This window comes from Paenibacillus polysaccharolyticus (assembly GCF_900102085.1).
Lineage (GTDB): Bacteria > Bacillota > Bacilli > Paenibacillales > Paenibacillaceae > Paenibacillus > Paenibacillus polysaccharolyticus.
In genome coordinates, this window is sequence record NZ_FMVM01000013.1 from 198,924 (window position 1) to 223,136 (window position 24,213).

Sequence of the window (24,213 nt, forward strand, 5' to 3'; positions counted from 1 at the left end):
TGGGGAGGATCTACATGAAAACAGCAACAATACGAAGAGAAGACGTTGAGCTTCTGGCACCTGCAGGGGACTGGGATTGCATGCGTTCGGCGGTAGCCAACGGAGCGGATGCGATTTTCTTCGGGGTCGAAAAATTCAATGCAAGGGCACGAGCGAACAATTTCCGTATGGACGAGCTACCGGAGATTATGGCGTTTTTGCACAGTTACGGCGTAAAAGGGTTCCTGACCTTTAATATATTGATCTTTGAAAATGAGTTGAAAGATGCCAAAGAACTCATCGATGCCTGCGTAGATGCGGGTGTGGATGCTGTGATCGTACAGGATCTGGGTCTGGTCAAAATGATTCGTGAGATTTCGCCGGACTTTCCGATTCACGGTTCCACGCAGATGACGATTACGTCGCCTGAAGCGGTAGAGTTTACCAAGCCGTTTGACATGGAACGTGTCGTACTTGGACGGGAAAACAATTTGAAGCAGATTCAAAAGATTGGTGATCAAGCGAAACTTCCGATGGAAGTATTCGTGCATGGCGCACTTTGCGTATCCTATTCGGGTCAGTGTCTGACTTCCGAAATGTGGGGCGGACGTTCCGCGAACCGTGGAGAATGTGCGCAGGCGTGCCGTCTGCCGTACGATCTGATGGTGGATGGTGTTCACCAGCCGATGGGGGATGTGGCGTATCTGCTATCGCCGAAAGATCTGGCAGCCATTGATATCATGCCGGAATTGATTGAAGCAGGCGTAACGTCTTTCAAAATCGAAGGTCGACTCAAAACGCCAGAGTACGTAGCGAACGTAGTTAGTAAATATCGTAAAGCCATTGACCGTTATTTTGACGGTGACAATACACGGACAAGCAAAGAAGAGATTCGTGAGTTGCAACAGAGCTTCTCGCGTGGATTCACACATGGTTTCCTGGACGGCACGAATAACAAACAGCTGGTAGACGGGACGTTCCCGAAAAGCCGTGGCGTTTACCTGGGGCGTGTAGATCAAGTGCTGCGTGATGGTGTTGTGCTGAAACTGGATGCACCCGTGAAACGTGGAGACGGCATTGTATTTGATGCTGGTGATCCAACGAAGAAAGAAGAAGGCGGACGTGTATATGATGTACGCCGCAAAGGTGTGAAGATCGAAGGCGAAGCCGGCGAAGGCTGGATCGTGGACATCGTGCCAGGCCGCAGTGATGTGGATCTGCGTCGTGTGAAAGTCGGCGATAAGGTATGGAAAACCAATGACCCTGCGCTCGACAAACGTTTGCGTCAAAGCTTTGAGACCGACAAACCTTACCGTGTCTTCCCGGTCAAAGTGAAAGTCATCGGCAGCCCGGGGCAACCGCTCAGCACGTGGTGGACCGACGTGCAGAAGGGAACGACCGTGCGCGTGGATTCGGAGATGGAACTGGACATTGCCCAGAAACGTCCGATGACCCATGAATTGCTCGAGGAGCAATTCGGACGTCTCGGCGGCACCGTGTTCCAGCTTGAGGAACTGGACGTCAATCTGCACGGTGACGTCATCATTCCGATGCGCGAGTTGAACAATATTCGCCGTCAGGCGGTCGAACAACTCGCGGGCGAGCGCCCGAAACCGCCCGTCTACGTGAAACGGGTGGTGGACGTGTACGGCGATGCGGCACAACCGGCATCGCCAGTGGCTCGCGGTCAAGCAGAGCTGACCGCGCTGTGCCGCAGCCTGCCACAAGTGGAGGCAGCGCTGGAAGCTGGCGTCGGCATGATCTACGCCGACTTTGAGTTTATCAAGCAATTCCCGGCAGCCGTGGAAGCTGTACATGCTGCAGGTCGTAAAATCGCGCTGGCTACGCCGCGTATTCATATGCCTGGCGAGAACGGCTATCACAACAATATCTTGCGTTTGGAGCCGGATGCGGTACTCGTTCGTAATACAGGTGCGCTTTACTTCTACCTGCGTCACCGTAGAATGAATCCGGACGCGAAGCATCCGCAGCTGATCGGGGACTTCTCCTTGAACATCGCCAACCACAAGGCAGTGGAATTGTTCCTGGAAGCAGGGTGCGACTGGATCACGCCGTCGTATGACCTGAACATTCAGCAGATGGTTGATCTGCTCGGTAACTCCCGTACAAGTCAGACCGAAGTGGTTATCCATCAGCATTTGCCGATGTTCCACACGGAGCACTGTGTGTACTGTACGTTTATGAGTGAAGGAACGGACTATACGAACTGTGGACGCCCTTGCGAAGAGAAACGGGCTTCCTTGCAAGACCGAATTGGTATGTCTCACCCCGTACGCGTGGATGAAGGGTGCCGTAACACGGTGTATAACGCAGTTGAGCAGTCCGGTGCAGAGTATCTTACGAATTTCATGGATCTCGGAGTATCCCGTTACCGGGTAGAGTTCCTGGAAGAGACGCCGGAGCAGGTGAAGGAAGTTATTGACCTGTACAACCGTGCACTGCGTGGCGAGATCAGCGGTACACAAGTATGGAAAACCCTGAAAGCAACGAATCAGCTGGGCGTTACACGCGGCCAACTGGTGAAATAAAACGGAACAACAAGCTATATAAGTTGAACTATTTTTTTACACAAAAACGGAGAGGACAGAAAAAACCTGAAAAAGCGAAGCGTTAGCCTTTATCACCGGATTTTCCCTTTTAGGAAAGGGAATCAAAAAAATCTGGGGATAACAGTGATTGGAAGGTTATTCTGTCATCGAAGTGCACGTGTAAACAACTGTGTTTCAACTTAATAAGCAACCCCAATCTCTGCTTTACGGAGCTCTTGGGGTTTTTTCTATAAAAGCGGCATCGGCAACCAAGGAGGTGTGAAGCGTGGCTCCATTTACGATGATGGATATCAAATTGCTGTGCGGGGTCACGGCATTCAAACACGGTGAAGAATATCAACAGTCTGGCAGGATTGGCAAGCTGGCTGTGAGTGAAGACGGACGTCATTATCAAGCTGTTGTTCGGGGGACGGAAGCCTACGAAGTGAAGGTAGACCTGGACGATGCGGGAGAGATTGAAGCGCATTGCAACTGCCCGGCGTACGGCAACTATTATGACTACTGCAAACATATCGCGGCTGTTCTGCTTGTTATTCATGAACGTGAGGACATGCCAGAGCCATCCAGTGGCAGAGGGACACCGTCAAAAGTGGGCACACTGGTCGAAGAAGAGAAATGGGAACGGCCTTATTCAGATTTAATATCTACTGCACAAGGTCAGCAATCGCAGCAACTGGGCCAACCACATCAACCGCAACAGCACAAGCCGCAGACATTGTCCCCTTCTCCTTTTGCACAGGCAGGTCGTCCAAGTTCAGCCTCAGGCTGGGGCCGCTCTGCGGATAAACCGTCCTACCGCACAGCAGACCAGATTTTATCCATGTTTGCGAAGGATCGCAGATTGACGCATGAACGGGAGTCAAAATACACAGCACCGGTTACCCGCTCTATGCTACGAGAAGAATTACAGGTACAGTTCATCTGTAAGCTGGTACATGTGCATAAAGGTGGAGCCAAGCTGGCGCTTGAATTAAAAGTGGGCAACAAACGACTCTATGTCGTGCAGAAGGTCAAGCAGTTCCTGAACTGTATTGAAAAGGGCGAGCCCATGTCCTTCACCAAGCTGTTTCATTATGATCCGCTGCTACATGTGTTTCGGGCGGAAGATCAGGCTATCCTTTCCATGCTCATTCGTATGAGACAGAGTGAAGAGGCATACCGTGAATCGATTTCCGGTTATCTGGGTGCTTCGGACGGTCGCGATATCCTGATCGCTCCAATTGTCTGGAAGCCACTGCTGGAGTTGCTTATGCAAGCGGATAGCCGCATGGAGGGCACAGGCCTGGCAAACGGTCCGTTAACCCTAAGCGAGGGAGCATTGCCTCTATTTTACCGGATCGCAGAGGGGGCGAATGAAGGGTATCAGCTGGAGGTGTCAGGACTGCGTGAGTTGATTCTGCTTCCGGCATATGATGCGGCGGTTGTTGAAGGGCAGCTCTATATGTTAGAACCGACGCAGATGAGAAGTCTGGAGGACCTGAACCGTGCGCTCACATCCTACGGCATTAAAGAAAGCATTGATATCTCGTCACAGCAGGTGGATGAGTTTGTGCAGCATGTTGTACCGGAACTGCGGACATTGGGGCATCTGTCGATTGATTCCCATGTGCGCGAACAGATTGCCGAACCCGAGTTGTTACCGAAATTGTATATCGACTTTTACCGGGAACGCATTACAGCACGTCTGGAATTCGATTATGGCGTCATGGTTATTAACCCGCTGGCAGAGTATTTAATTAACGAGGAAGAAAAGAAAGTCATCTTGATCCGTGACCGCTTCAAGGAACGCAATCTCATCGAGAGACTGGATCGTTCTTTTCTGGAGCGGGAGGGGAGTGTCTGGGCAAGCGAGCGTGAGGACGCCATCTATGATGTGATGTATCACCTGTTGCCTGAGTTTGAGAAGCTGGCCGATATCTATATGCCGAATGCTGTGAAAGCGATGATGCCAACGTATCCGGTACCGCCGAAGGTTCGTGCTGATCTGGGAAAAGGACTGGACTGGCTGGAGATTTCCTTCGAGATGGAGGGAGTCGACGAGCAGGAGTTGCAAGAACTGATGCGCAGCATTGTGGAAAAGAAAGCTTTCTTCCGCCTGCGAAGCGGTGTCTTTCTGTCACTTGAAAATGATGGCGCGAGCAGCTTCGCTCACATGGCTGACGCGCTTGGACTGGAAGCAAAGGATATCCAGAGCAGCCATATCCGGTTGCCTGCTGTGAGAGCGTTGCAGCTTCCGGGCAGAGATGAAGTTTCGGGTCATGTGAAATGGGGAGGATCGCTCAAACGTTTCCTAGATGATCTGCGTGATCCGGACCGGATGGACTTTCCGTTGCCTCAGACGCTGGCGCCCGTGCTGCGGGATTACCAGGCAAGCGGGTATCAGTGGCTTCGTACGCTCGCACATTACCGGTTTGGCGGCATTCTGGCAGATGATATGGGACTGGGTAAAACACTGCAAAGTATCGCCTACATCACAGCTTCATTACAGGAGAGACCCGTGTATGAGCAGGGACAAGAGGCAGGGCTACCAGCTGATAAACACAACTCCATTTCTAATAATTGGACCATGGATGGGTCTAAGCAGGCTTACTTGGCTAACGTCAGTGGAACGATAGATGATGCATGGCACACCTCGCAGCAAGACAGTCTGACCATACGCACGCGAATGACACATCCGCCGGTATTGGTTGTTGCGCCTGCTTCATTAACTTACAACTGGGCGAATGAGTTTGCACGGTTTGCTCCGCATTTGAATGTATTGATCGCCGCAGGACAGAAGGATGAACGCGCCAGCATGCTGGCGGATATGGACAAGGCGGATGTGATCGTGACATCGTATCCGTTGCTACGACGTGATCTGGATACGTATTTGGGAAGAACCTTCCATACCCTGATTCTGGACGAGGCACAGGCAGTCAAAAATGCATCGTCCCAGACAGCGCAAGCCGTCAAACAAATTCAGGCGCCGCGCCGTTTTACCCTGACAGGTACACCTGTCGAGAATTCACTGGATGAACTATGGTCTATTTTTGAAGCCGTATTTCCGGGTTTATTCCCGAGCTACAGAAGATTTCGTGACTTGCCGCCAGAACGCATCTCGCGTATGGTTCGTCCGTTCATTCTCCGTCGCTTGAAGAAAGATGTATTGGAAGAATTGCCGGATCGGATTGAGACGGTGCAACGCTCTGAGCTGACGGTCGAACAGAAAAAGCTTTACGCAGCGTATCTCTCTCAGCTTCAGGATGAGACCACAAAGGACATGGAAGACAACGGTTTCCAGAAAAATCGGATCAAAATTTTGGCCGGTATCACTCGCCTGCGTCAGTTATGTTGTCACCCGGCACTATTTGTGGACGGATATCAAGGGGATTCCGGGAAAATGGAGCAACTGCTGGAGACCGTCCAGGACTGTCTGGCCGCTGGCAAACGCATTCTGATCTTCTCCCAGTTTGCAAGTATGCTTAACCTCATTCGTCAGACTCTTACAGCGCAAGGCAACAGCTTGTTTTATCTGGATGGACAAACCCCTGCCCAGAGTCGTGTAGACATGTGTCGCAGGTTTAATGAGGGAGAAGCTGAACTGTTTCTGATCTCGCTCAAGGCTGGTGGAACCGGACTGAACCTGACGGGAGCCGATACCGTCATATTATATGATCTGTGGTGGAATCCCGCCGTGGAGGAACAGGCGATTGGAAGAGCTCATCGTATGGGGCAGAAACAAGTGGTTCAGGTGATTCGTCTTGTGACGGAGGGCACGATTGAAGAGAAGATTTTGGAGTTGCAACAGCGGAAAAAGGATTTGATTGCTGAGGTCATTGAACCGGGCGATGGAGGATCAACGACATTATCCGAGCAGGATATTCGCGAGTTGTTAATGGTATAGAGGAAACTCGATTTTTATACAACGATGGTTAATAAAATGTGGTAATGTATAGAGAAATGCTTCACTTTTATCAAGCTATTAATCGTAATATCCCTACACTAATTTGATTCAGCTAAAGGAGTGTTTTCTATACGTATCCGCAAAGCGATTATTCCAGCCGCTGGACTGGGAACCAGGTTCCTGCCTGCCACCAAAGCCATGCCGAAAGAAATGCTGCCCATTGTGGACAAGCCAACCATTCAATATATTATTGAAGAAGCCGTTGCCTCAGGAATTGAAGATATTATTATCGTGACAGGGAAAGGGAAGCGGGCGATCGAGGACCACTTTGATTATTCCTTTGAACTTGAACAGAATCTCGTCGATAAAAAAAAGTGGGAGTTGCTAAGTGAGGTCCGAAAATCGTCAGAAATGGCAGATATTCATTATATTCGTCAAAAAGAACCTAAAGGCTTGGGTCACGCCATCTGGTGTGCTCGCAAGTTCATTGGTAACGAGCCTTTTGCTGTGCTTCTTGGAGACGATATCGTAGAATCTGACAAGCCTTGCTTGCAACAAATGATGGAAGTTTATGATGAATTACAGTCTCCCATTGTTGGCGTACAGCCTGTAGAATGGAACAATGTTTCTCGTTACGGTATTGTGGACGGAGAGTTGCTAGCTCGTACGGATGAACGCGTCTTTAGAGCACAACGTTTGATTGAAAAGCCGAAAACGGAGGATTCTCCTTCGAATCTGGCGATTATGGGCCGTTATATTCTTACTCCCGACATTTTTGAAATCTTGGGCAGGCAGTCTGCCGGTGTAGGCGGAGAGATTCAGTTGACGGATGCTTTATCCCGTCTGAACGAGCAAAGACAGATTCTCGCGTATCATTTTGATGGCTTACGCCATGATGTGGGTGAGAAGTTAGGTTTCATTGAAACATCCATTCACTATGCGTTACAGCGTCCCGATCTGCGGGAGGATTTACTGAAGTATTTGAAAGATATCGTGGTATCAGACTGATTATTGAATCAATTCCTGTACTTACGTTATCAATCTACTATTTCTTTATGATGTTTCTACTATGGACAAGACAAAAAAAAGGTTTGCCCTATAAGGCAAACCTTTTTTCTATAAGATGATAACAAAAAATGTGGATGATTCTAATTAAAAGTTAATTCAGCAATTCGTTTAATTTCGTCTGCTTCACTAGGCGAGATGGCAATCAGTTTATTATATAGAGTCTCGTCTATTTTAAATTCTCGTTTAAGTGAAGCGAGGTACCAACGAGCAATTTCAAGATTTGTCGCATCCGTCAGATCTTCCGCAATTCCCGTTTTAAGTACAGCGGTAGCACCTGAGAGATCGTTGGACATATACTTCATTTTACCAGCATTGAGAATCATCGTTGGGGTAACTTGGAATGGCTGACCTTGAAGCTGTCCTTTAGGGAGAGTTTTAAGGTGCTCCACTCCATCTACTACATGCTGATATGCCTCAATTCCCGAAGTGAAATAAGCATTCTTTTTTGTAGTATCCCCTTGTCCAAGTGCCTGATACCCCAGATCGAATGATCGGCTGATCAATTGCTCATACCAGTCCATATCCCAAATATAGTTGCTTGCATATTCTTTTCGTAGCGTATACGCTTGGTCATTTTCGCCTTTCAATTCGTATATGCCAATGAGTTGTTTTACCATACCTTTATTATATGGTTCTGCTTCGAGGCCACGCTGCAACAATTGCACGGCTTCTGTGTAGAATTGCTCATCTTTCGTTTGCGTGTAGCCTTGTTGATAAAGTGATGCTAGAAGCATTAGTGAATCTGGATGTGTGCTACGGATGGACAAATCCTTGTCCAGCGGAGCTTTGATTTGCCGGAAATCTTGACTGCTCCTCGCGAGCTCGTTACCTTCAATCGCATAATGATTAGCTTGTAGGAATCGAACAGAAACGATGAGAAGCACAATGATCGCTATTCCAGCAATTATACTGTACACTCCGCGTGCCGCAGCTTCTCCCATTTTTAAACGACGAGTTGGTTGAGGCTCAATCGCGGCACTCATGCCTCCAAGACCAAGGAATACCAGCATTCCAATAAAGACATAACTCATGTTGAAATCAAGAAGACTGAGCACGAGGATGGACATGGAAAGAATAAAGTATACGAAATGTGATTCGCGATCCTCTTCATTCCGTCTGACATACGATCGTACATATTGATAGAAAACATATAGTATAAACGCCATAAATACTAGAAATCCAACGAGGCCAACTTCGACAAGATATTGCATGAAAAAGTTATGTGCCTGGGCACTGACATAAGGATTGTTCTGGTACTTTTCATACAGTGCAGTCCATGCCCCGCCACCGGCCCCGATGACAGGATAATCGGCAAATAGTTTCGTGGCATCTTTGTAGAATGTGATACGCTCGAGCACACTGTGTTGCTGGAAGTTGATATTCTCAAGTCGTGTGCTAATACTGTCAGGCAAAATGTTACGCACGCCCGTACCGAGCAATAGTCCAGCAATCACAACGGTTAGAACTACAGAACCTAGCGGAATCCATACACTGGATGCTTTTCGAGCTGACCAAGATTGAAGCTTAGCTTCCAACATAGGGGCTACAAAACGCTGAATCGCCCAACACAACAATGCAACAACAAGCGAGGCTCCAATAAGGATGGCCCAGCTCTTGGCTGCAAGAGAACCTGTGAACTGCTTTTGAAGTTCAATTCCTGCAGTGTTAATCGGGTTTAAAACCAACAGCGTGCCAATTGCCGATACGGCACAATAGATAAACCATAGAATTTGTTTGGTTGGTTTAAGCAAAAGCAGCAGGATAACAAATACGATAGGCAACATTACAAGTCCTGTACGAGAGAGCGTCAGCAGCAATGATAGGATAATGGGAACAAGCATGAAGCCATGCAACAGTTGTGAGAATATTCTTTTGGAACGAATCATGCTGAAGATGGAAATGAACAGAAATGCCATTAGAAATGCTGCGTATGTATTGGGATACTGAAACACGGACGCAAGCCGGGCACCGTTGGAGTCGTTCCAGATGGCTTGGTTGTATACACCATTGATTACGCCCGCGGAAAACCATCCAACTAACTTACCTGCAAAACTAAAGGCTCCTAGCCAATTTAACAAACCAAATCCGACAATAACATATGCAATTCCTATTAAGGAAGATTGTATGATATGATTGATTTTGTTGTTTTGAAGCAGGTACATCGTCATCACAAAAATCATGGCATAGATACATTGGATGAGAATCATATTATTTGCCAAGTATTCTGATGCTGCATTAATGAGTGATAGTACATAGGTAAGAGGGAGTAATATAACGGCTACTTTGAGCCAATCTTGCTGTGTTTCTAACTTCATCTCTTTAAAGTAGATTACCACCCAAAGGATGAACAGGAGGGTTGTAATGGCAACAGCCCAATAAATGGGTGCCTCAAATTGCAGCAATTGACCATTAAATAGCGCAACCTGGAACGCGGACCAGAGTAAAAATAAGATAAGTCCTATGGACAATGGCCATAGGAGCATCGATGCCGAATTGGCTGTAGCTTTACTCGACGTTTTCATTTGTTTTCCGTATACTGGATTCGACAAGGTTTGAGTCTCCTTTTCTTGTAGATACGACATTATTTTAGCATAGATCGATTTCCTAGGGCTAATTGCAGACTGAATTTTCAGTGTGAAATATAATTTGTGTAAGGTGGGAATATGGATAAATACTTGAGTTATTATACGAATTTCAAAAAATATAATTATCTTTTAATATTACTAACCCAAAACCACATTAGTAAAAAATATAGGGGTTCTGTGCTGGGTATCTTCTGGAGTCTTCTTAATCCTTTACTACAGATGATTGTACTTACTCTAATTTTTTCATCATTTTTCGGAAATCAAATTTCAAATTTTCCGTTATATATGATATCGGCAAGATTAGTTTTTGAATTTTTTTCGACAGCTACTAATGGAACTATGAAATCAATAGTGGATTCTTCTGACCTTATAAAAAAAGTCTATATACCAAAATATTTAATTACAAGTTCTAAAGTGTTAGCTGAATTTATTATTTTTTTAATATCTTTGATTGATTTATTAATTGTAATATTTATCACAGGCGCAGATATTAACATTAATTTTATTTATGTACCATTATATCTGCTACTACTTTTTATTTTTACAACTGGTGTGAGTTTAGTGCTTTCTACAATAACAATCTTTTTCAGGGACATTGAGCATCTTTATAGTGTGTTCGTCATGACTCTAATGTATTTCTCAGCAATTTTTTATCCTGCAGAAATTGTTCCAGAGAAATACAGATTTATATTAGAGATGAACCCCTTATATCAATTCATTAGTGGGTTTAGGCAGATAGTTTATTATGGGCAACCTATCGAATTATATAATTTATTATATTGTATAGTTGCTGGAATCGTTAGTTTATCTATTGGGCTTTTCGTTTTTGAGAAGAACCAACATAAATTTATATTGCATTTATAGGGTGATGACATGGAAGAATTAGCAATAAAAATGAAAAATGTAACCATGACTTACAAACTGACCGAAGAGAAAATTGACAGTTTTAAGGAGTTCTTCGTCAAATTTCTACAAAGAAAAATAAAATATAAAGAATTCTATGCGGTGAAGACTTTAAACTTAGAGATAAAAAAAGGTGAACGCTTGGGAATCATTGGTCACAATGGAGCTGGAAAAAGTACTCTACTGAAACTTATATCTGGTGTTGTAAAACCTACTTCAGGAGAAGTTATTGTTAATGGAACTATTGCTCCCCTGTTAGAGTTAGGAGCAGGTTTCGATCCAGATCTTACGGGGAAAAGGAATATATATTTAAATGGTGCAATACTAGGAAAAAGCAAAAAAGTTTTAGATGAAAAGCTTAAAGAGATAATTGAATATGCTGATTTAGGTGAATTTATTAATGTACCTGTTAAAAATTATTCATCAGGAATGAGAGCTCGCCTAGGATTCGCTGTTGCTACACAAATCAATCCAGATATTTTGATTGTGGATGAAATTCTTGGTGTGGGTGATCAGAATTTTAGAGATAAAAGTACAGCCAAGATGAAAGAACTGATCAATAGCGGGAAAACTGTATTATTGGTATCGCATAGTTTGGATCAAATTCAGGAGCTGACGGAAAAGGTTATTTGGCTACAAAATGGAGAGATAAAAGAGTATGGGGCTTCATCATTAGTTTGTGAGAATTACAAAAAATATATGAGCAACACCAAATAGAGTAGTTAGAAAACACTCTAATGAATTATCTGATTTAGATAAAGATCACTTGGTTTCATATGATGTGATAATTATTTTGGGGGAACTATGTAATGGATACAACTTCGAAAGAAGAAATTGAAAAATTATATAATCTGGTTGATCAATATGAAACAGTTTCCTTTGATGTTTATGATACTGCTTTATTAAGAAACGTGCTCTACCCTATTGATATATTTGATATTGTCCAAAGGAAAATTTCGGAAGAGGGGATGACTCTTTGCAATTTCAAAGAATTGAGAATCAAATCAGAGGAAGCAGTGAGAAACGAATCATCAAAAGAGGATATTTCAATTGAAGATATCTATTCGAAACTCGAGTTACTGGTGGGAGATATAGACGTAGAACATGTAAAAAAAACGGAATTGGACATAGAAATAGAATTTACTATTGCTAATTCTCTAATGAGAAACGTGTACAATTATGCACTTTCTAAAGGTAAATCACTTTACTTTATTTCTGATATGTACCTTCCTCAGGTCTTTATTCATGACTTACTCGTTAATCTAGGATATAAGGATTTTACATTGTTTGTATCTAATGAAGTTGAGAAGTGTAAAGGTACAGGAAGTCTTTATGAGTACATCTCTGAAATAGAGGGGGTAGATAAAGAATCTTGGTTGCATATTGGAGATAATTATGTATCGGATTGTAAAGTTGCAAATGATCATGGTATTAATACTTATTATTATAAGGCATTAAGAGAAAGATATCCATTTCAAGCTTCATATAGTTTAGAGTACTCAATAATGAAGGCCATACAAATCAATAAAATAGGGATATCTGAAGGTATTGATTATTGGGAGAAATTTGGAATAAACATCGTTTCGTCAATATTCTGGGGATTTACAAATTGGTTGATAAAAGATGTTCAGAAGAATGGTAAAGATAATCTTTACTTTTTATCAAGGGATGGATATATACCTTATAAAGTTTATGAAAAATTGAAGGAAGTTATTATAGATCTTCCACCTGCAAAGTATTTACATGCTTCAAGACGTGTTTATCAATTTCCAAATATTCTAAATATGAACCGAAAAGATGCCTTAGATTTGCTAACTGCTTTTAACTCGGCGCTTGGTCAAAAAATAACATTAGATGAAATATTTAGTAATATTGGTATAGAAATGAGAAAGTACACCTCTCTTATTCAAGAGTATGGCTTCTCGGATATTAAAGATGAATTAAGAAATGAAATGCAACGAGAGCAATTGAAGAAAATTTTAGAAAAATTATTTCCGGAAGTAATTAGAATATTTGAAGGTGAGAAAGAGACTTTAATTGAATATCTCAAGCAAAATGGAGTTTTTGATTTTGATGAGATTAATATAGTAGATATTGGTTGGAGAGGTTCTACTCATAAAGCTATAAAAGATATAACAGGAAAAAAGGTAGAGGGATATTACTTGGGATTCTCTGACAACGTTTATGACGAGATTAAGTCTAACGTGAAAGGTTATGCTTTTGAAGGTTTAAAGCCTAAAGAATATCGAACGAAAATAATGGATAATGTGATGATGTTTGAAATTGTTTTTTCATCTCCTCACGGTTCTTTAATTAAACTTGAGAGAGATAGGGGGGGGATAGTCCCTCGTTTTAAGAAAGAAGACGAATCTCAAAAGTATTTAGAAAAGATTGAAAAAGGGGTTATGAAAGCAACAGACTTATATATAAAATACTTTCCATATATTCATAGTGTTGAAGTAAGTGATAGCCTTAACGACTATTTTGATTTTATAGACAGGAAAGACTATGAAGATCTTTTGGAATTTAGTCATTTATCAACTTCTGTTGGAATTGGAAATACTCAGAGTACACAATTATTTGTTACTTCTGTTAATTTGAAACATTACGGAGATCGTAAACGGGAATTTAACCTTAAGGCTCGAAAAAACTTATGGAAGAATGCTCTAATTATATACGGAAGCGCCGAAGACTTGAAAAAAGGAAGATTTCAGTTAGATTTTGATATTTTCGAAAATTTGGATTGGTTTATAAAAGAAAGGTTTCTAAAAGGACTAAGAAACCCTCGTAAAGTGTATAAATATATTTTAAGAAAAATGAGGAAGTGGTAAAAAGTGATTAAAAAAATTAAAGATAAAATGTTCTACTACGTAGTTGAAAGAAATCCACATATTTTGCAAGAATATCAACAATATAGATGGAGGAATGATAAATTTCATGAGGAAAACAGATTGAAATCCTGGTTTTATTTATTGGATCTTAATTTTAAACATAGGATACTGAAGATTCCTCATCGTTTAGAATCTCCCCCGATTCAACAGTCGAAATTACCCTATTTAGATGGGGCTGAATCTGAGAGTCATTATAGACCTTTGGCACATCACTTTGCTTATGAATTACTTATGTATGATGTAATTTCTTTTGATATTTTTGATACGTTATTGTTGAGGCCGTTTGATGATCCTAAAAAGCTATTTATGTTGTTAGGTGAAAAGCATGATTATGTCGATTTTATGACCATACGTGTAAAGGCTGAACAAGAAGCGCGTGAAAATGCAAATCACAAGAAAGGCAATAGAGAAGTGAATATTTATGATATTTATGAAATTATAGAGAGAAACACTGGAATTGATAAAGAGTATGGTATTCAAGTGGAGCTAGATGTTGAGCTTGAACTTTGTTATGCAAATCCATATATGAAGCGAGTTTTTGAAATATTAAAATCTCAAGGTAAAAGAATGATTGCAACCTCAGACATGTATCTGCCAGAAAATATGATTAGACAGTTGCTTGAAAAATGCGATTACAATGGATTCGAAGATGTATTTGTGTCATGTGATTATAATTGTAGCAAAAGAGATACTTATCTGTTTAGAATTGTTAAAAATAAAATAGGTGCTAACACAAGGGTCGTGCATATTGGAGATAATTATATCCCGGATGTAGTAAGTGCTCAACAAGTTGGTTTTGATGCAAAGTACTATGAAAATGTTAATGAAGTTGGAGGGAAATATAGGGCAGATGGAATGTCGGAATTAGTAAGCTCTGCTTATTCAGGTATCGTTAACGCTCATTTGCACAATGGATTAAAAAAGTATAGCCCACACTATGAGTACGGATTTACTTATGGTGGATTATACGTATTTGGTTATTGTAATTGGATATATAATCAAGCAAAAAAGAAGAATGTAGAGAAAGTGTTATTTTTATCGAGAGACGGATATATTTATCATCAGGTATTTAGATATTTTTTCAATGATATGCCGAGCGAATACGCGCTTTGGTCTAGAATCGCAAATACAAAATATACTGCGGAAAAAAACAAAGATGATTTTTTAACCCGTATGGTAAGGCAAAAAGCAAACACGACTTTTGACATAACGATATCCTCGTTGCTCGATTCATTCAAACTATCTATATTAGAATCAAAATTGGAAGAGTTCGGATTGAAAAAATCTGAGATCGTAAATAACGGAAATGTAAAACAAATTGAGAATCTTATTGTTAAATATTGGGGCGACATATTAGAGAGTGTAGAGCACGATCTGGAAGAACTAAAAAACTATTTTGAGTATTTAATAGCCGGGCATCAGAATGTCGCTATTGTTGATGTTGGGTGGATTGGCTCAGGTGCAAGAGGTATTAAATATCTTATTGAAGATAAGTGGAAACTAGGATGCAAAGTGTCAAGTTTTGTTGCAGCAAGTACACACTACAACCACAGTGCTATCATAAATCAATTGATGTCTGAGGAGACGGATGTCTATATTTTCTCTAGGATGAAAAATCGAAATTTATATGATTTCCATTTGCACACTAATAATAAAACCAATAACATTTACTTTGAATTATTTACTCAAGCTTGTTCACCTTCTTTTTCTGGCATTAATGCGAATGAGACTGATGGTTTGAAATTTGAGTTCGATGTTCCTGAAGTGGAAAATTATGAAGTTATTGAACAAATTCATGAGGGTATTATGGATTTTGCCAAAATATATGGAGAAACATTCAATAAGTTTAAATATGTTTATAATATTTCTGGATATGATGCGTACTTACCTTTTAGGATGATAACTAAAGATCTAAAATTTATCAAGAAGTTTTATAGGGGATTCTCCTTCTCACGATTTGTTGGAGCGGATACTGAAAATCAGCGTACTGAAAATTTGGGAGAAATACTAGATAAATCTAATCTTTAAAAGAGAGAAGGGGAAAGTTTGATTTTATATCATGCTATTAATAGCTATCAGTTGTTAACTTGTATGATTCACTGCAAGTTAAATCATGAAAAAGATGAGAAAATAATAATTATTTCTAATTTTTTAACAAGAAAACACTCCAATTATATACAATTGGAGAATTTAGGTTTTAATAAAGTAATAGTTTTAAATGAAGTTCCAGAAAACGTTTCTGATATTGAGGAATATTTTGATGATATTTTCAAAAATAATTCTATTTCTATCAATCATTTTAATGATATTTACGTGAGTGGTGCGAATGGATTTTTTGGTATATACCTGTGCAAACGAAATATAGAGTTCAATTTATTTGAAGAATCTAGTGGGATAATTAGTAGGCCTGAATTGTTGATTAACATCGAAGAGAACTTGTCATTGAAGACGATTGATCTTTGTAAAACATACGGTTTGTATGATGGGAAAAACAAATTGATAAAAGATGTATATTGTAATATAAATGCTCAACTAGAAGGATTTTATGAAGAAAAAGCTAAACATTTCGGTGTAATTGAAGAATTGCATCGTCTATCATCAGATCAAAGAAATGATATTATCGCATTTTTCGGTTCGAAATCAAGTTATGGGAAAGCAAAAGAATCTGTTTTAGTACTAACCCAACATTTCGCTAATTTGAAAATAATGTCTTTTGAAGATCAAATTTTGATTTATCAGTATTTAGTTGACTACTTTTGTGAAAAGACACAAGTTGTATTTAAACCACATCCTGATGATCTTTTGTACTATAAAAAGTTATTTCCCGAAAGTACAGTTATTCAAGAGAAGTTTCCATCTGAACTAATACCTTTCATATGGGATGAAAAACCCAATACGATCATGACAATTAGTTCGTCAGGCATTGCAAATTTGAAAGATGATTTTGAGAAAATGATCTTATTTAACAGTGAGTTTGAGAGAGAGTTTAAAAATATTCATAAATACTACATTACTTTGAAATATCTAAATCTTATTAATAATAATAATGAATCGCTAATCTTTGGTGTCGGAGTGAATGAAAATCTAATACAAAACTTGGTGAATTTCTCTGATGTTGATTTCAAGAATATTGAAATTAGTTCAATTAATAGCATGTTTGACATTCCGGAAAATAGTATTTTATTGATTGATGATATAGAAGATTATGAAATGGAAGATATTCACAACTTTTTGAAATGTATCAGAAAAGATATTGTGATATTTTTCCTTGATTGTAAAAATGAATATAAATATTATAGCCTTGATAACAAACATTTATTTGATTTTGAGGCGGTAATTCCAATTGTTATTGAAAAAAATAAAATTAAAGTTGATGAATTTTATGAAAATGAAAAAGAAGAAGTTATTTATCTATATTCGAGGAAAGAGGGCATCAATTATATGATAGATGAATTTGTTCCAAAAAAAATATTATCCAATACTGGAATTGAGCTGGCTGTAAGAAAGTTTACAGAAGAAGAATTGAAAATTAAAATTTTGGAAGGCAGATTAGAGGCTACTGAAAAGCGGTTGTTACATTATATAAAATTGACTGAAGAATTATCAACTCAACTCCAATCCTATAATAAGTGAGGGATGTAACTATGAAAATAGCGGCAGTTATTCCAGCTCGTTTTAATTCTACAAGATTCCCAGGCAAACCACTCGCTTTGATAAGTGGGAGACCAATGATTTGGTGGGTGCATACGCAAGTTAAAAAAGTGGGAAGGTTTGATGATGTTTTTGTTGCAACTGATGATGATCGAATTAAAAATTATTGTGAAGAAAATAATATTAAAGTTGTTATGACGTCAGATCAGCATCCCAATCACATTTTTCGTATACATGAGATATCTGAATTGTTAAACTTCGACTATTATGTTTGTATTAATGGTGATGAACCGATGATAGAACCGCAAATAATTGAATCAATATTAGAGCCGATTAAAAACGGTGAGAAAATATTTGCTTTGAATTTGATGACTGCCATTAAAGAACCGACTCAAGCTATAGATTTTGCGAAAATTAAAATTGTTACGGATGAGAACGGATATGGAATATATATGTCTAGAAGTCCTGTGCCATATCCTAGAGGGAGTAGTTTATATAAATTCAAAAAATATGTGGGAGTAGAATGTTTCACAAAGGAGGCTCTAGATTTTTATGTTGGCTCTCCTATGTCTACTCTTGAGAAAATTGAAGATATAGATCATTTAAGATTTATTGAAAATGGTAAGAAGATTAAATTTATTGAAGTAGAGTCTGAAACCTTATCGGTAGATACACCAAAAGATTTAGACAAAGTTATTGATCTTATATGCGGGAAAGAGGATTGAAAATTGAATATTAAAATACTGGATTGCACACTTAGAGATGGAGGATATATAAATGAATGGAATTTCAAATATCATAATATTAAAGCCATCATTAACGGACTCACTGAAGCAAACGTTGACATTGTAGAATGTGGTTTTTTAGAGGATTCAAGTCTGTATGATATAAATCTTAGTCTTTTTAGTGATATTAATCAGATCAAACATATGCTTCCCTTAAAGAGAAATGATACAGAGTATGTAGCAATGACACGCTTTGGAAATCTAAATATCAATAATCTGGATATTTGTGACGGTACTTCCATTAGCGGTTTAAGGATAACATTTCATATTGATGAGATATCAGAAGCTATGGAGTTCTGCAGGCAGGTGAAAGATAAAGGATATAAAGTTTTTGTGCAGCCTGTAGGAACTACTAGTTATTCAGATGAAGAACTACTATCCTTAATTAAGGCAGTAAACGAGTTAAACCCGTACTCGTTTTATATTGTTGATACTTTGGGAATTATGACTAAAAATGATGTGCACAGAATGTTTTATCTTGTGGATAATAATTTAATTCAAGATATAACAGTAGGTTTTCATTCTCACAATAATCTGCAACTTTCTTTTTCCAATGCTCAAGAATTGATTTCATTCCAAACCAAAAGAACGATTGTAATTGATTCATCCGTATATGGGATGGGAAGAGGAGCTGGAAATCTAAATACAGAGCTTATTGCACAGCATATAAACAAAGAGATTAAAGAAACATATCGTATAGATAAGATTCTCGAGATTGTTGACGAGTATATCGCAAATATAAAATCTCAATTTGATTGGGGTTATTCGGTACCTTATTATCTAGCAGCAATTCATAATTGTCATCCTAATTATGCTAGCTTTTTCATAAATAAAAAAACTCTTCAGGTAAGTTTGATTGCAAAAATACTTGACATGATTCCTGCAGAAAGAAGAGAGCTATATGATGAAAAATTGGTTGAAACCTTATATAGTGAATTCCAGACAAGATGGATTGATGACAAAGAATCATTAAAAACATTAAGTGAAGAACTAAGTTACAGAAGAGTGTTAATTATTGCACCGGGGAAGAACTCATTAGACTTTAATGGAAAGATATCTCAGTACATTTCTGATTTTAGTCCTATCATCATTTCAGTTCAGTTTATTCCCGATAAATTCACCCCAGACTTTCTTTTTTTTAGTAATAGGAAAAGGTTTAATCATTTCGTAGCAGAACAGAATCTGATGTATAGAAATTATAAATTAATAACTACCTCTAACATTGAACAAGAGGATCAGATCAGTGACTATACCTTGAATTACTCAAGTTTGTTAAATGGCTATTCACGTATAAGGGATAATTCAACATTAATGATCCTCCAACTTTTAGCTATGATGAATGTGGATGAAATTGTCCTAGCAGGTTTTGATGGTTACAATGTCCACTCGAAAAATAATTATATTAACGAGAGTATGGAGACATTATTAAGTGAGAGTATATTAAAAGAGATCAATGAGCAAATATCGAACTACCTTAGCAATTTTCAAGATGAAAATGATTTGAAAGTTACTAGTATAACCCCATCTATATTTGTTTAATTAAATTGAATCCTGAATAATTATGAAATGTCTGATATATTATCATGAAAATTCATATGGAGGGGTAAGTTTGAAAGCCATAATTCTTGCAGGCGGGACAGGTTCCCGCCTTTTTCCTTTAACGAAGGTCACTAATAAACACCTGCTCCCCGTAGGAAAGTATCCGATGATCTTCCATTCTGCATATAAATTAAAACAAGCTGGCCTTACCGACATTATGGTGATTACAGGAAAAGAACATATGGGGGATGTCGTAAATCTCCTCGGTAGCGGAAGTGATATAGGTGTCTCATTCACTTATCGAGTGCAAGATGAAGCAGGGGGAATAGCTCAAGCACTTGGATTGGCAGAACAATTCGTCGGAGATGAGAAGATGGTTGTCATCTTGGGAGATAACGTATTTGAAGACAATATTGAGGTTTACGTAGACAACTTTCGTACTCAAAACTCTGGAGCTAAAATATTGATCCAGGCTGTTTCTGATCCTCGACGTTTCGGAGTACCTGAATTGGATGGTAAGCGGATCATTTCAATCGAAGAAAAGCCACAGAATCCTAAAAGCAATTATGCGGTTACAGGCATATATATGTTTGATAGCAATGTATTTGACATTATCAAAACTCTGAAGCCCTCCTCCCGAGGTGAACTGGAGATTACAGATGTTAATAATGCATATATTGAACGAGGAAATCTGACCTATGACATACTTAAGGGATGGTGGACTGACGCAGGCACACATGCATCATTGGCTCGAGCCAATGAATTAGCGCAGGAGCTTACTTTTGGTGATGAGTTTGGAAAGTTAAAGATATAAATTAGAAGGGATGGCGAACGATCTGAATATCACTCCTTCCAAATTAAACGGTGCTTTATTAATTGAACCCGTAGTTCACGGTGATCATCGGGGCTTTTTCATGGAAAGTTATAACGATAACGTCATGAAACAAAACGGGCTTCACTATGATTTTATTCAAGATAACCAATCTTTGTCTGCTCAACCCGGGGTACTTCGTGGCTTGCATTATCAGTTGAATCCGAAAGCTCAAACCAAGCTGATTCGTGTTATTTCCGGCGCGATCTACGATGTTATCGTAGATATACGTAAAGGGTCCCCAACGTTTGGTCAATGGGAAGGTTTTATTCTCAGCCAGCATAATCATCGTCAATTGCTGGTTCCAAAAGGGTTTGCTCACGGTTTTTGTACTTTGGTTCCAGACACCCAAGTCTTGTACAAAGTAGACGAATACTATTCCCCGGAGCATGATCGCGGCATATTATGGAGTGACCCGGCACTAGGAATTGATTGGCCTACGTCCAATCCGGTCTTGTCCGACAAGGATCAGAGGCATCCATTGCTGAAGGACGCGGATATCAATTTTAATTTTTGAAGTGAAGTAATTAGGAGGTTCCCATCCCATGAAACTGCTCGTTACCGGCGGCGCCGGATTTATTGGAAGTAATTTCGTTATGTATATGCTTGAGCAGTACCCGGACTATGAAATCGTCAATGTAGATGCACTTACCTATGCGGGTAATTTGGAGAATTTAAAATCTCTTGAGGGTAACAAGCGACATACCTTTATCAAAGCAGATATTACGGATGCTGCCCAGATGGATCGTTTGATTGGCCAGGGTGTAGATGTAGTGGTTAACTTTGCAGCAGAATCACACGTGGATCGCAGCATACTGGAACCGGATGTTTTTGTGCGTACGAATGTGAATGGAACCCAGGCACTGCTTGAAGGGGCTAAAAAACACAATATTACCAAGTTCGTTCAGGTATCGACGGATGAGGTGTATGGTTCTTTAGGTCCAACCGGTTTGTTTACAGAGGGTACTCCTCTTCAACCTAACAGCCCTTACTCTGCTTCCAAAGCAGGAGGAGATATGCTGGTGCGTGCTTACCACGAAACCTTTGGTTTGCCTGTAAACATTACGCGTTGCTCTAACAATTATGGCCCGCTTCAGTTCCCGGAGAAGCTCATTCCGCTTATGATCTCGCGTGCGCTGAACGATGAAGCTCTGCCTGTATACGGAGATGGCTTGAACATTCGGGATTGGCTTTATGTGGAGGATCATTGCAGTGCGATTGATCTTGTTATTCACAAGGGACGTATCGGTGAAGTCTATAATATTGGCGGTAACAACGAGCGGACGAACATACACATTGTGAAGACTATCTTGGAGCAGCTAGGAAAACCTGAGTCTCTAATCCAATATGTACAGGATCGTCTGGGACATGACCGGCGTTATGGTATCGACCCAACCAAAACGATGACCGAACTTGGCTGGAAGCCTAAGCATAACTTCGAGACAGGAATTAAGGAAACAATTCAGTGGTATTTGGATAACAAGGATTGGTGGACTCGTATTCAATCTGGTGCCTATCAGGAGTACTATGAGAAACAGTACGGAGCTCGTTTAGGAGACGATAAGGCATGAAGGTTCTCGTAACAGGTGCAAGTGGCCAGCTTGGACGTGATGTTGTGCTTCTTTTAGAAAAAGAGGGGCATGACATTCTCGCTTGTGATCGTGACCAGATGGATATAACCAATCAAGCTCAATGTAACGAGGTTATATCTTCATATCATCCAGAGGTCATTATACATTGTGCAGCGTATACTGCGGTGGATGCAGCAGAGACCGATACGGATGGTGCATACAAGGTGAATGCAGTAGGCACACGTAACGTGGCTGTAGCTGCAGAGAAAGTCGGAGCCAAGCTGATTTATATCAGTACAGATTACGTCTTCGATGGTCAATCGACTACTCCTTATCAGGAATACGATGATACGAATCCTCGAAGCGTATATGGCAAATCCAAACGAGCCGGAGAGTGGCTGGTACAATCATTGTGCTCTAAATGGTTTGTAGTACGAACATCTTGGGTGTATGGCCTTCACGGTAATAATTTCGTCAAAACCATGTTGAAGCTGGGTCAGGAGAAACCGAAATTTCAGGTTGTTCATGATCAAAAAGGTTCGCCCACATATACTGTGGACTTGGCTTTTTTCCTTATCGAACTAATGGGAACAGAGATGTATGGGATATATCATGCTTCTAACTGTGGGGAGTGTACCTGGTATGAGTTTACCCAAGCTATATTTGAGGAAGCTCAAACTGTTGTCGGGGTTTCCATTCAAGCTGAATTGGAACCTTGCACAACAGAGCAGTTTCCAAGGCCAGCTCCTAGACCTGTTAATTCAGTAATGGATCACTTGTCGATTCGTACTAACGGTTTAACGGATCTCCGCCCTTGGCGGGAAGGTTTACGTGATTTTATCCGTTCTATGTCATAACCAAAACAAATCTATTACTCAATAATGAACTCTCGCTCTTGTATTTCCGGGCGGGAGTTTTCGTATATAATAAAAAGAAAAGTTTAAATTTGAGGTGCAGAGTGAACCAATCTAAAGTATGTGTCATGCTTTCTACATATAACGGTACAAAGTATATTGAGGAACAACTTGAAAGTTTGATTGCACAACGCCACATCGAGATGGATATTTACATCCGGGATGATGGCTCTTCCGACGGAACTCTCCTGAAAATCCGTAAATTTGCTGAATCTATTCCCCAGGAGATCGGAATCCATATTTTTGAAGGTGAGAATGTAGGTGTAATCGGAAGCTTCTTTGAACTGATGCGTTTAACGCAGCCGAAATATGATTTTTATGCCTTTTGTGATCAGGACGATGTGTGGCAGCCTTACAAACTCAGCAGAGCTGTTGAACAACTTCAATCAAGGTCATCTGATATTCCACTGATGTATTGTTCTTCTACCCAGATGGTGGATCAAGAGTTGAATCATTTAAACATATGGCCTCAGCTTCCTCCGAAACCGCTCAGTATGTGCAATGCTTTGGTCGAAAATTGTTGTGTGGGTTGTACCATGGTTCTGAATTCAGTTACATTCGAGCATCTCAGAATGAATCTCCCCTCCGATCAAACAAGTATCATTATGCATGATTGGTGGATATATCTTTTCGTTGCCTCTTTTGGTGAAGTAATTTTCGATAAGGAGCCAATGATATTGTATCGACAGCATCAAGGGAATGTCCTTGGTGGCAGCAATGATAAACTTTTTACAAAATGGAAGAACAGATGGAATCGTTTTATGAATGGAAAGAATCATTATATTTTAAGTAAACAGGCAAGTGCATTTTTTGAGATATATAAGGATCAGTTATCTACACAACAGCAAGAAGACATACAACATTTTTTGTTTCAGAGGGATCGTAGTTTGCATTATAGAATCAGTTATGTCCTGAATATGCCATTCTACCGTCAAGCCTTTCTGGATAACCTTGTTCTCAAACTCATATATGTAATGAAGAAGGTTTGAAGTTGTAACTTGAA

The 24,213-nt window shown here is 40.1% G+C and carries 16 protein-coding genes; 15 read left to right on the plus strand and 1 reads right to left on the minus strand.

Features of this window, described 5'->3' with window-relative positions; translation table 11 throughout:
* Nucleotides 1-14 precede the first annotated feature (14 nt).
* The 3 genes from BLQ13_RS19075 to galU all read left to right on the plus strand — a co-directional run bounded on the left by BLQ13_RS19075 (nt 15) and on the right by galU (nt 7,440).
* Entirely contained in the window at nt 15-2,528 is a 2,514-nt protein-coding gene (locus tag BLQ13_RS19075) for a U32 family peptidase (RefSeq protein WP_090923020.1), read from the plus strand.
* A gap of 286 nt (nt 2,529-2,814) precedes the next feature.
* Nucleotides 2,815-6,432 (plus strand): DEAD/DEAH box helicase, encoded by a 3,618-nt coding sequence (locus tag BLQ13_RS19080; protein ID WP_090923022.1) that lies wholly within the window; start codon nt 2,815-2,817, stop codon nt 6,430-6,432.
* A 129-nt stretch (nt 6,433-6,561) separates the two neighbouring features.
* On the plus strand, nt 6,562-7,440 hold the full coding sequence (gene galU / locus BLQ13_RS19085) for a UTP--glucose-1-phosphate uridylyltransferase GalU (RefSeq protein WP_090923085.1): 879 nt from the start codon (nt 6,562-6,564) through the stop codon (nt 7,438-7,440).
* 140 nt (nt 7,441-7,580) lie between these two features.
* Here the strand turns inward: galU and BLQ13_RS19090 are convergent, their stop codons facing one another.
* On the minus strand, nt 7,581-10,049 hold the full coding sequence (locus BLQ13_RS19090) for an O-antigen ligase family protein (protein WP_090923024.1): 2,469 nt from the start codon (nt 10,047-10,049) through the stop codon (nt 7,581-7,583).
* 114 nt (nt 10,050-10,163) lie between these two features.
* Here BLQ13_RS19090 and BLQ13_RS19095 point away from each other — a divergent pair, with 114 nt between their 5' ends.
* From BLQ13_RS19095 to BLQ13_RS19150, 12 genes are all read left to right on the plus strand, one after another.
* Nucleotides 10,164-10,949: an ABC transporter permease gene (locus tag BLQ13_RS19095; RefSeq protein ID WP_090923026.1), complete on the plus strand. Its 786-nt coding sequence runs from the start codon at nt 10,164-10,166 to the stop codon at nt 10,947-10,949.
* Between the two features lie 9 nt (nt 10,950-10,958).
* Nucleotides 10,959-11,705, plus strand: coding sequence for an ABC transporter ATP-binding protein (locus tag BLQ13_RS19100; RefSeq protein WP_090923028.1), 747 nt, complete (start codon nt 10,959-10,961; stop codon nt 11,703-11,705).
* Between the two features lie 92 nt (nt 11,706-11,797).
* Entirely contained in the window at nt 11,798-13,819 is a 2,022-nt protein-coding gene (locus BLQ13_RS19105) for a hypothetical protein (protein ID WP_090923030.1), read from the plus strand.
* Between the two features lie 3 nt (nt 13,820-13,822).
* Nucleotides 13,823-15,907 (plus strand): HAD family hydrolase, encoded by a 2,085-nt coding sequence (locus tag BLQ13_RS19110; protein WP_090923032.1) that lies wholly within the window; start codon nt 13,823-13,825, stop codon nt 15,905-15,907.
* Between the two features lie 18 nt (nt 15,908-15,925).
* Nucleotides 15,926-17,512, plus strand: coding sequence for a hypothetical protein (locus BLQ13_RS19115; protein ID WP_090923034.1), 1,587 nt, complete (start codon nt 15,926-15,928; stop codon nt 17,510-17,512).
* Between the two features lie 11 nt (nt 17,513-17,523).
* Nucleotides 17,524-18,255 (plus strand): 3-deoxy-manno-octulosonate cytidylyltransferase, encoded by a 732-nt coding sequence (locus tag BLQ13_RS19120; protein ID WP_090923036.1) that lies wholly within the window; start codon nt 17,524-17,526, stop codon nt 18,253-18,255.
* A 3-nt stretch (nt 18,256-18,258) separates the two neighbouring features.
* The gene (locus BLQ13_RS19125; protein ID WP_090923038.1) at nt 18,259-19,854 is read left to right on the plus strand and encodes an aldolase catalytic domain-containing protein; all 1,596 of its coding nucleotides are present in this window, start codon (nt 18,259-18,261) and stop codon (nt 19,852-19,854) included.
* Between the two features lie 70 nt (nt 19,855-19,924).
* The gene (locus tag BLQ13_RS19130) at nt 19,925-20,668 is read left to right on the plus strand and encodes a sugar phosphate nucleotidyltransferase (protein WP_090923039.1); all 744 of its coding nucleotides are present in this window, start codon (nt 19,925-19,927) and stop codon (nt 20,666-20,668) included.
* 10 nt (nt 20,669-20,678) lie between these two features.
* Nucleotides 20,679-21,242, plus strand: a complete 564-nt coding sequence (gene rfbC, locus BLQ13_RS19135; protein WP_090923041.1) for a dTDP-4-dehydrorhamnose 3,5-epimerase — start codon at nt 20,679-20,681, stop codon at nt 21,240-21,242.
* A gap of 28 nt (nt 21,243-21,270) precedes the next feature.
* Entirely contained in the window at nt 21,271-22,296 is a 1,026-nt protein-coding gene (gene rfbB, locus BLQ13_RS19140) for a dTDP-glucose 4,6-dehydratase (protein ID WP_090923043.1), read from the plus strand.
* On the plus strand, nt 22,293-23,153 hold the full coding sequence (gene rfbD / locus BLQ13_RS19145; RefSeq protein WP_090923045.1) for a dTDP-4-dehydrorhamnose reductase: 861 nt from the start codon (nt 22,293-22,295) through the stop codon (nt 23,151-23,153). The genes rfbB and rfbD overlap by 4 nt, the downstream gene beginning before the upstream one ends.
* 101 nt (nt 23,154-23,254) lie before the next feature.
* Entirely contained in the window at nt 23,255-24,199 is a 945-nt protein-coding gene (locus BLQ13_RS19150) for a glycosyltransferase family 2 protein (protein WP_244159381.1), read from the plus strand.
* Nucleotides 24,200-24,213: the final 14 nt, after the last annotated feature.

Excerpts from the sequence above, each read along its gene's own strand:
- BLQ13_RS19075 (WP_090923020.1), top strand. The coding sequence starts at position 15 with ATGAAAACAGCAACAATACGAAGAGAAGACGTTGAGCTTCTGGCACCT.
- BLQ13_RS19095 (WP_090923026.1), top strand. The coding sequence starts at position 10,164 with ATGGATAAATACTTGAGTTATTATACGAATTTCAAAAAATATAATTAT.
- BLQ13_RS19100 (WP_090923028.1), top strand. The coding sequence starts at position 10,959 with ATGGAAGAATTAGCAATAAAAATGAAAAATGTAACCATGACTTACAAA.
- BLQ13_RS19105 (WP_090923030.1), top strand. The coding sequence starts at position 11,798 with ATGGATACAACTTCGAAAGAAGAAATTGAAAAATTATATAATCTGGTT.
- BLQ13_RS19120 (WP_090923036.1), top strand. The coding sequence starts at position 17,524 with ATGAAAATAGCGGCAGTTATTCCAGCTCGTTTTAATTCTACAAGATTC.
- rfbC (WP_090923041.1), top strand. The coding sequence starts at position 20,679 with ATGGCGAACGATCTGAATATCACTCCTTCCAAATTAAACGGTGCTTTA.
- rfbB (WP_090923043.1), top strand. The coding sequence starts at position 21,271 with ATGAAACTGCTCGTTACCGGCGGCGCCGGATTTATTGGAAGTAATTTC.
- rfbD (WP_090923045.1), top strand. The coding sequence starts at position 22,293 with ATGAAGGTTCTCGTAACAGGTGCAAGTGGCCAGCTTGGACGTGATGTT.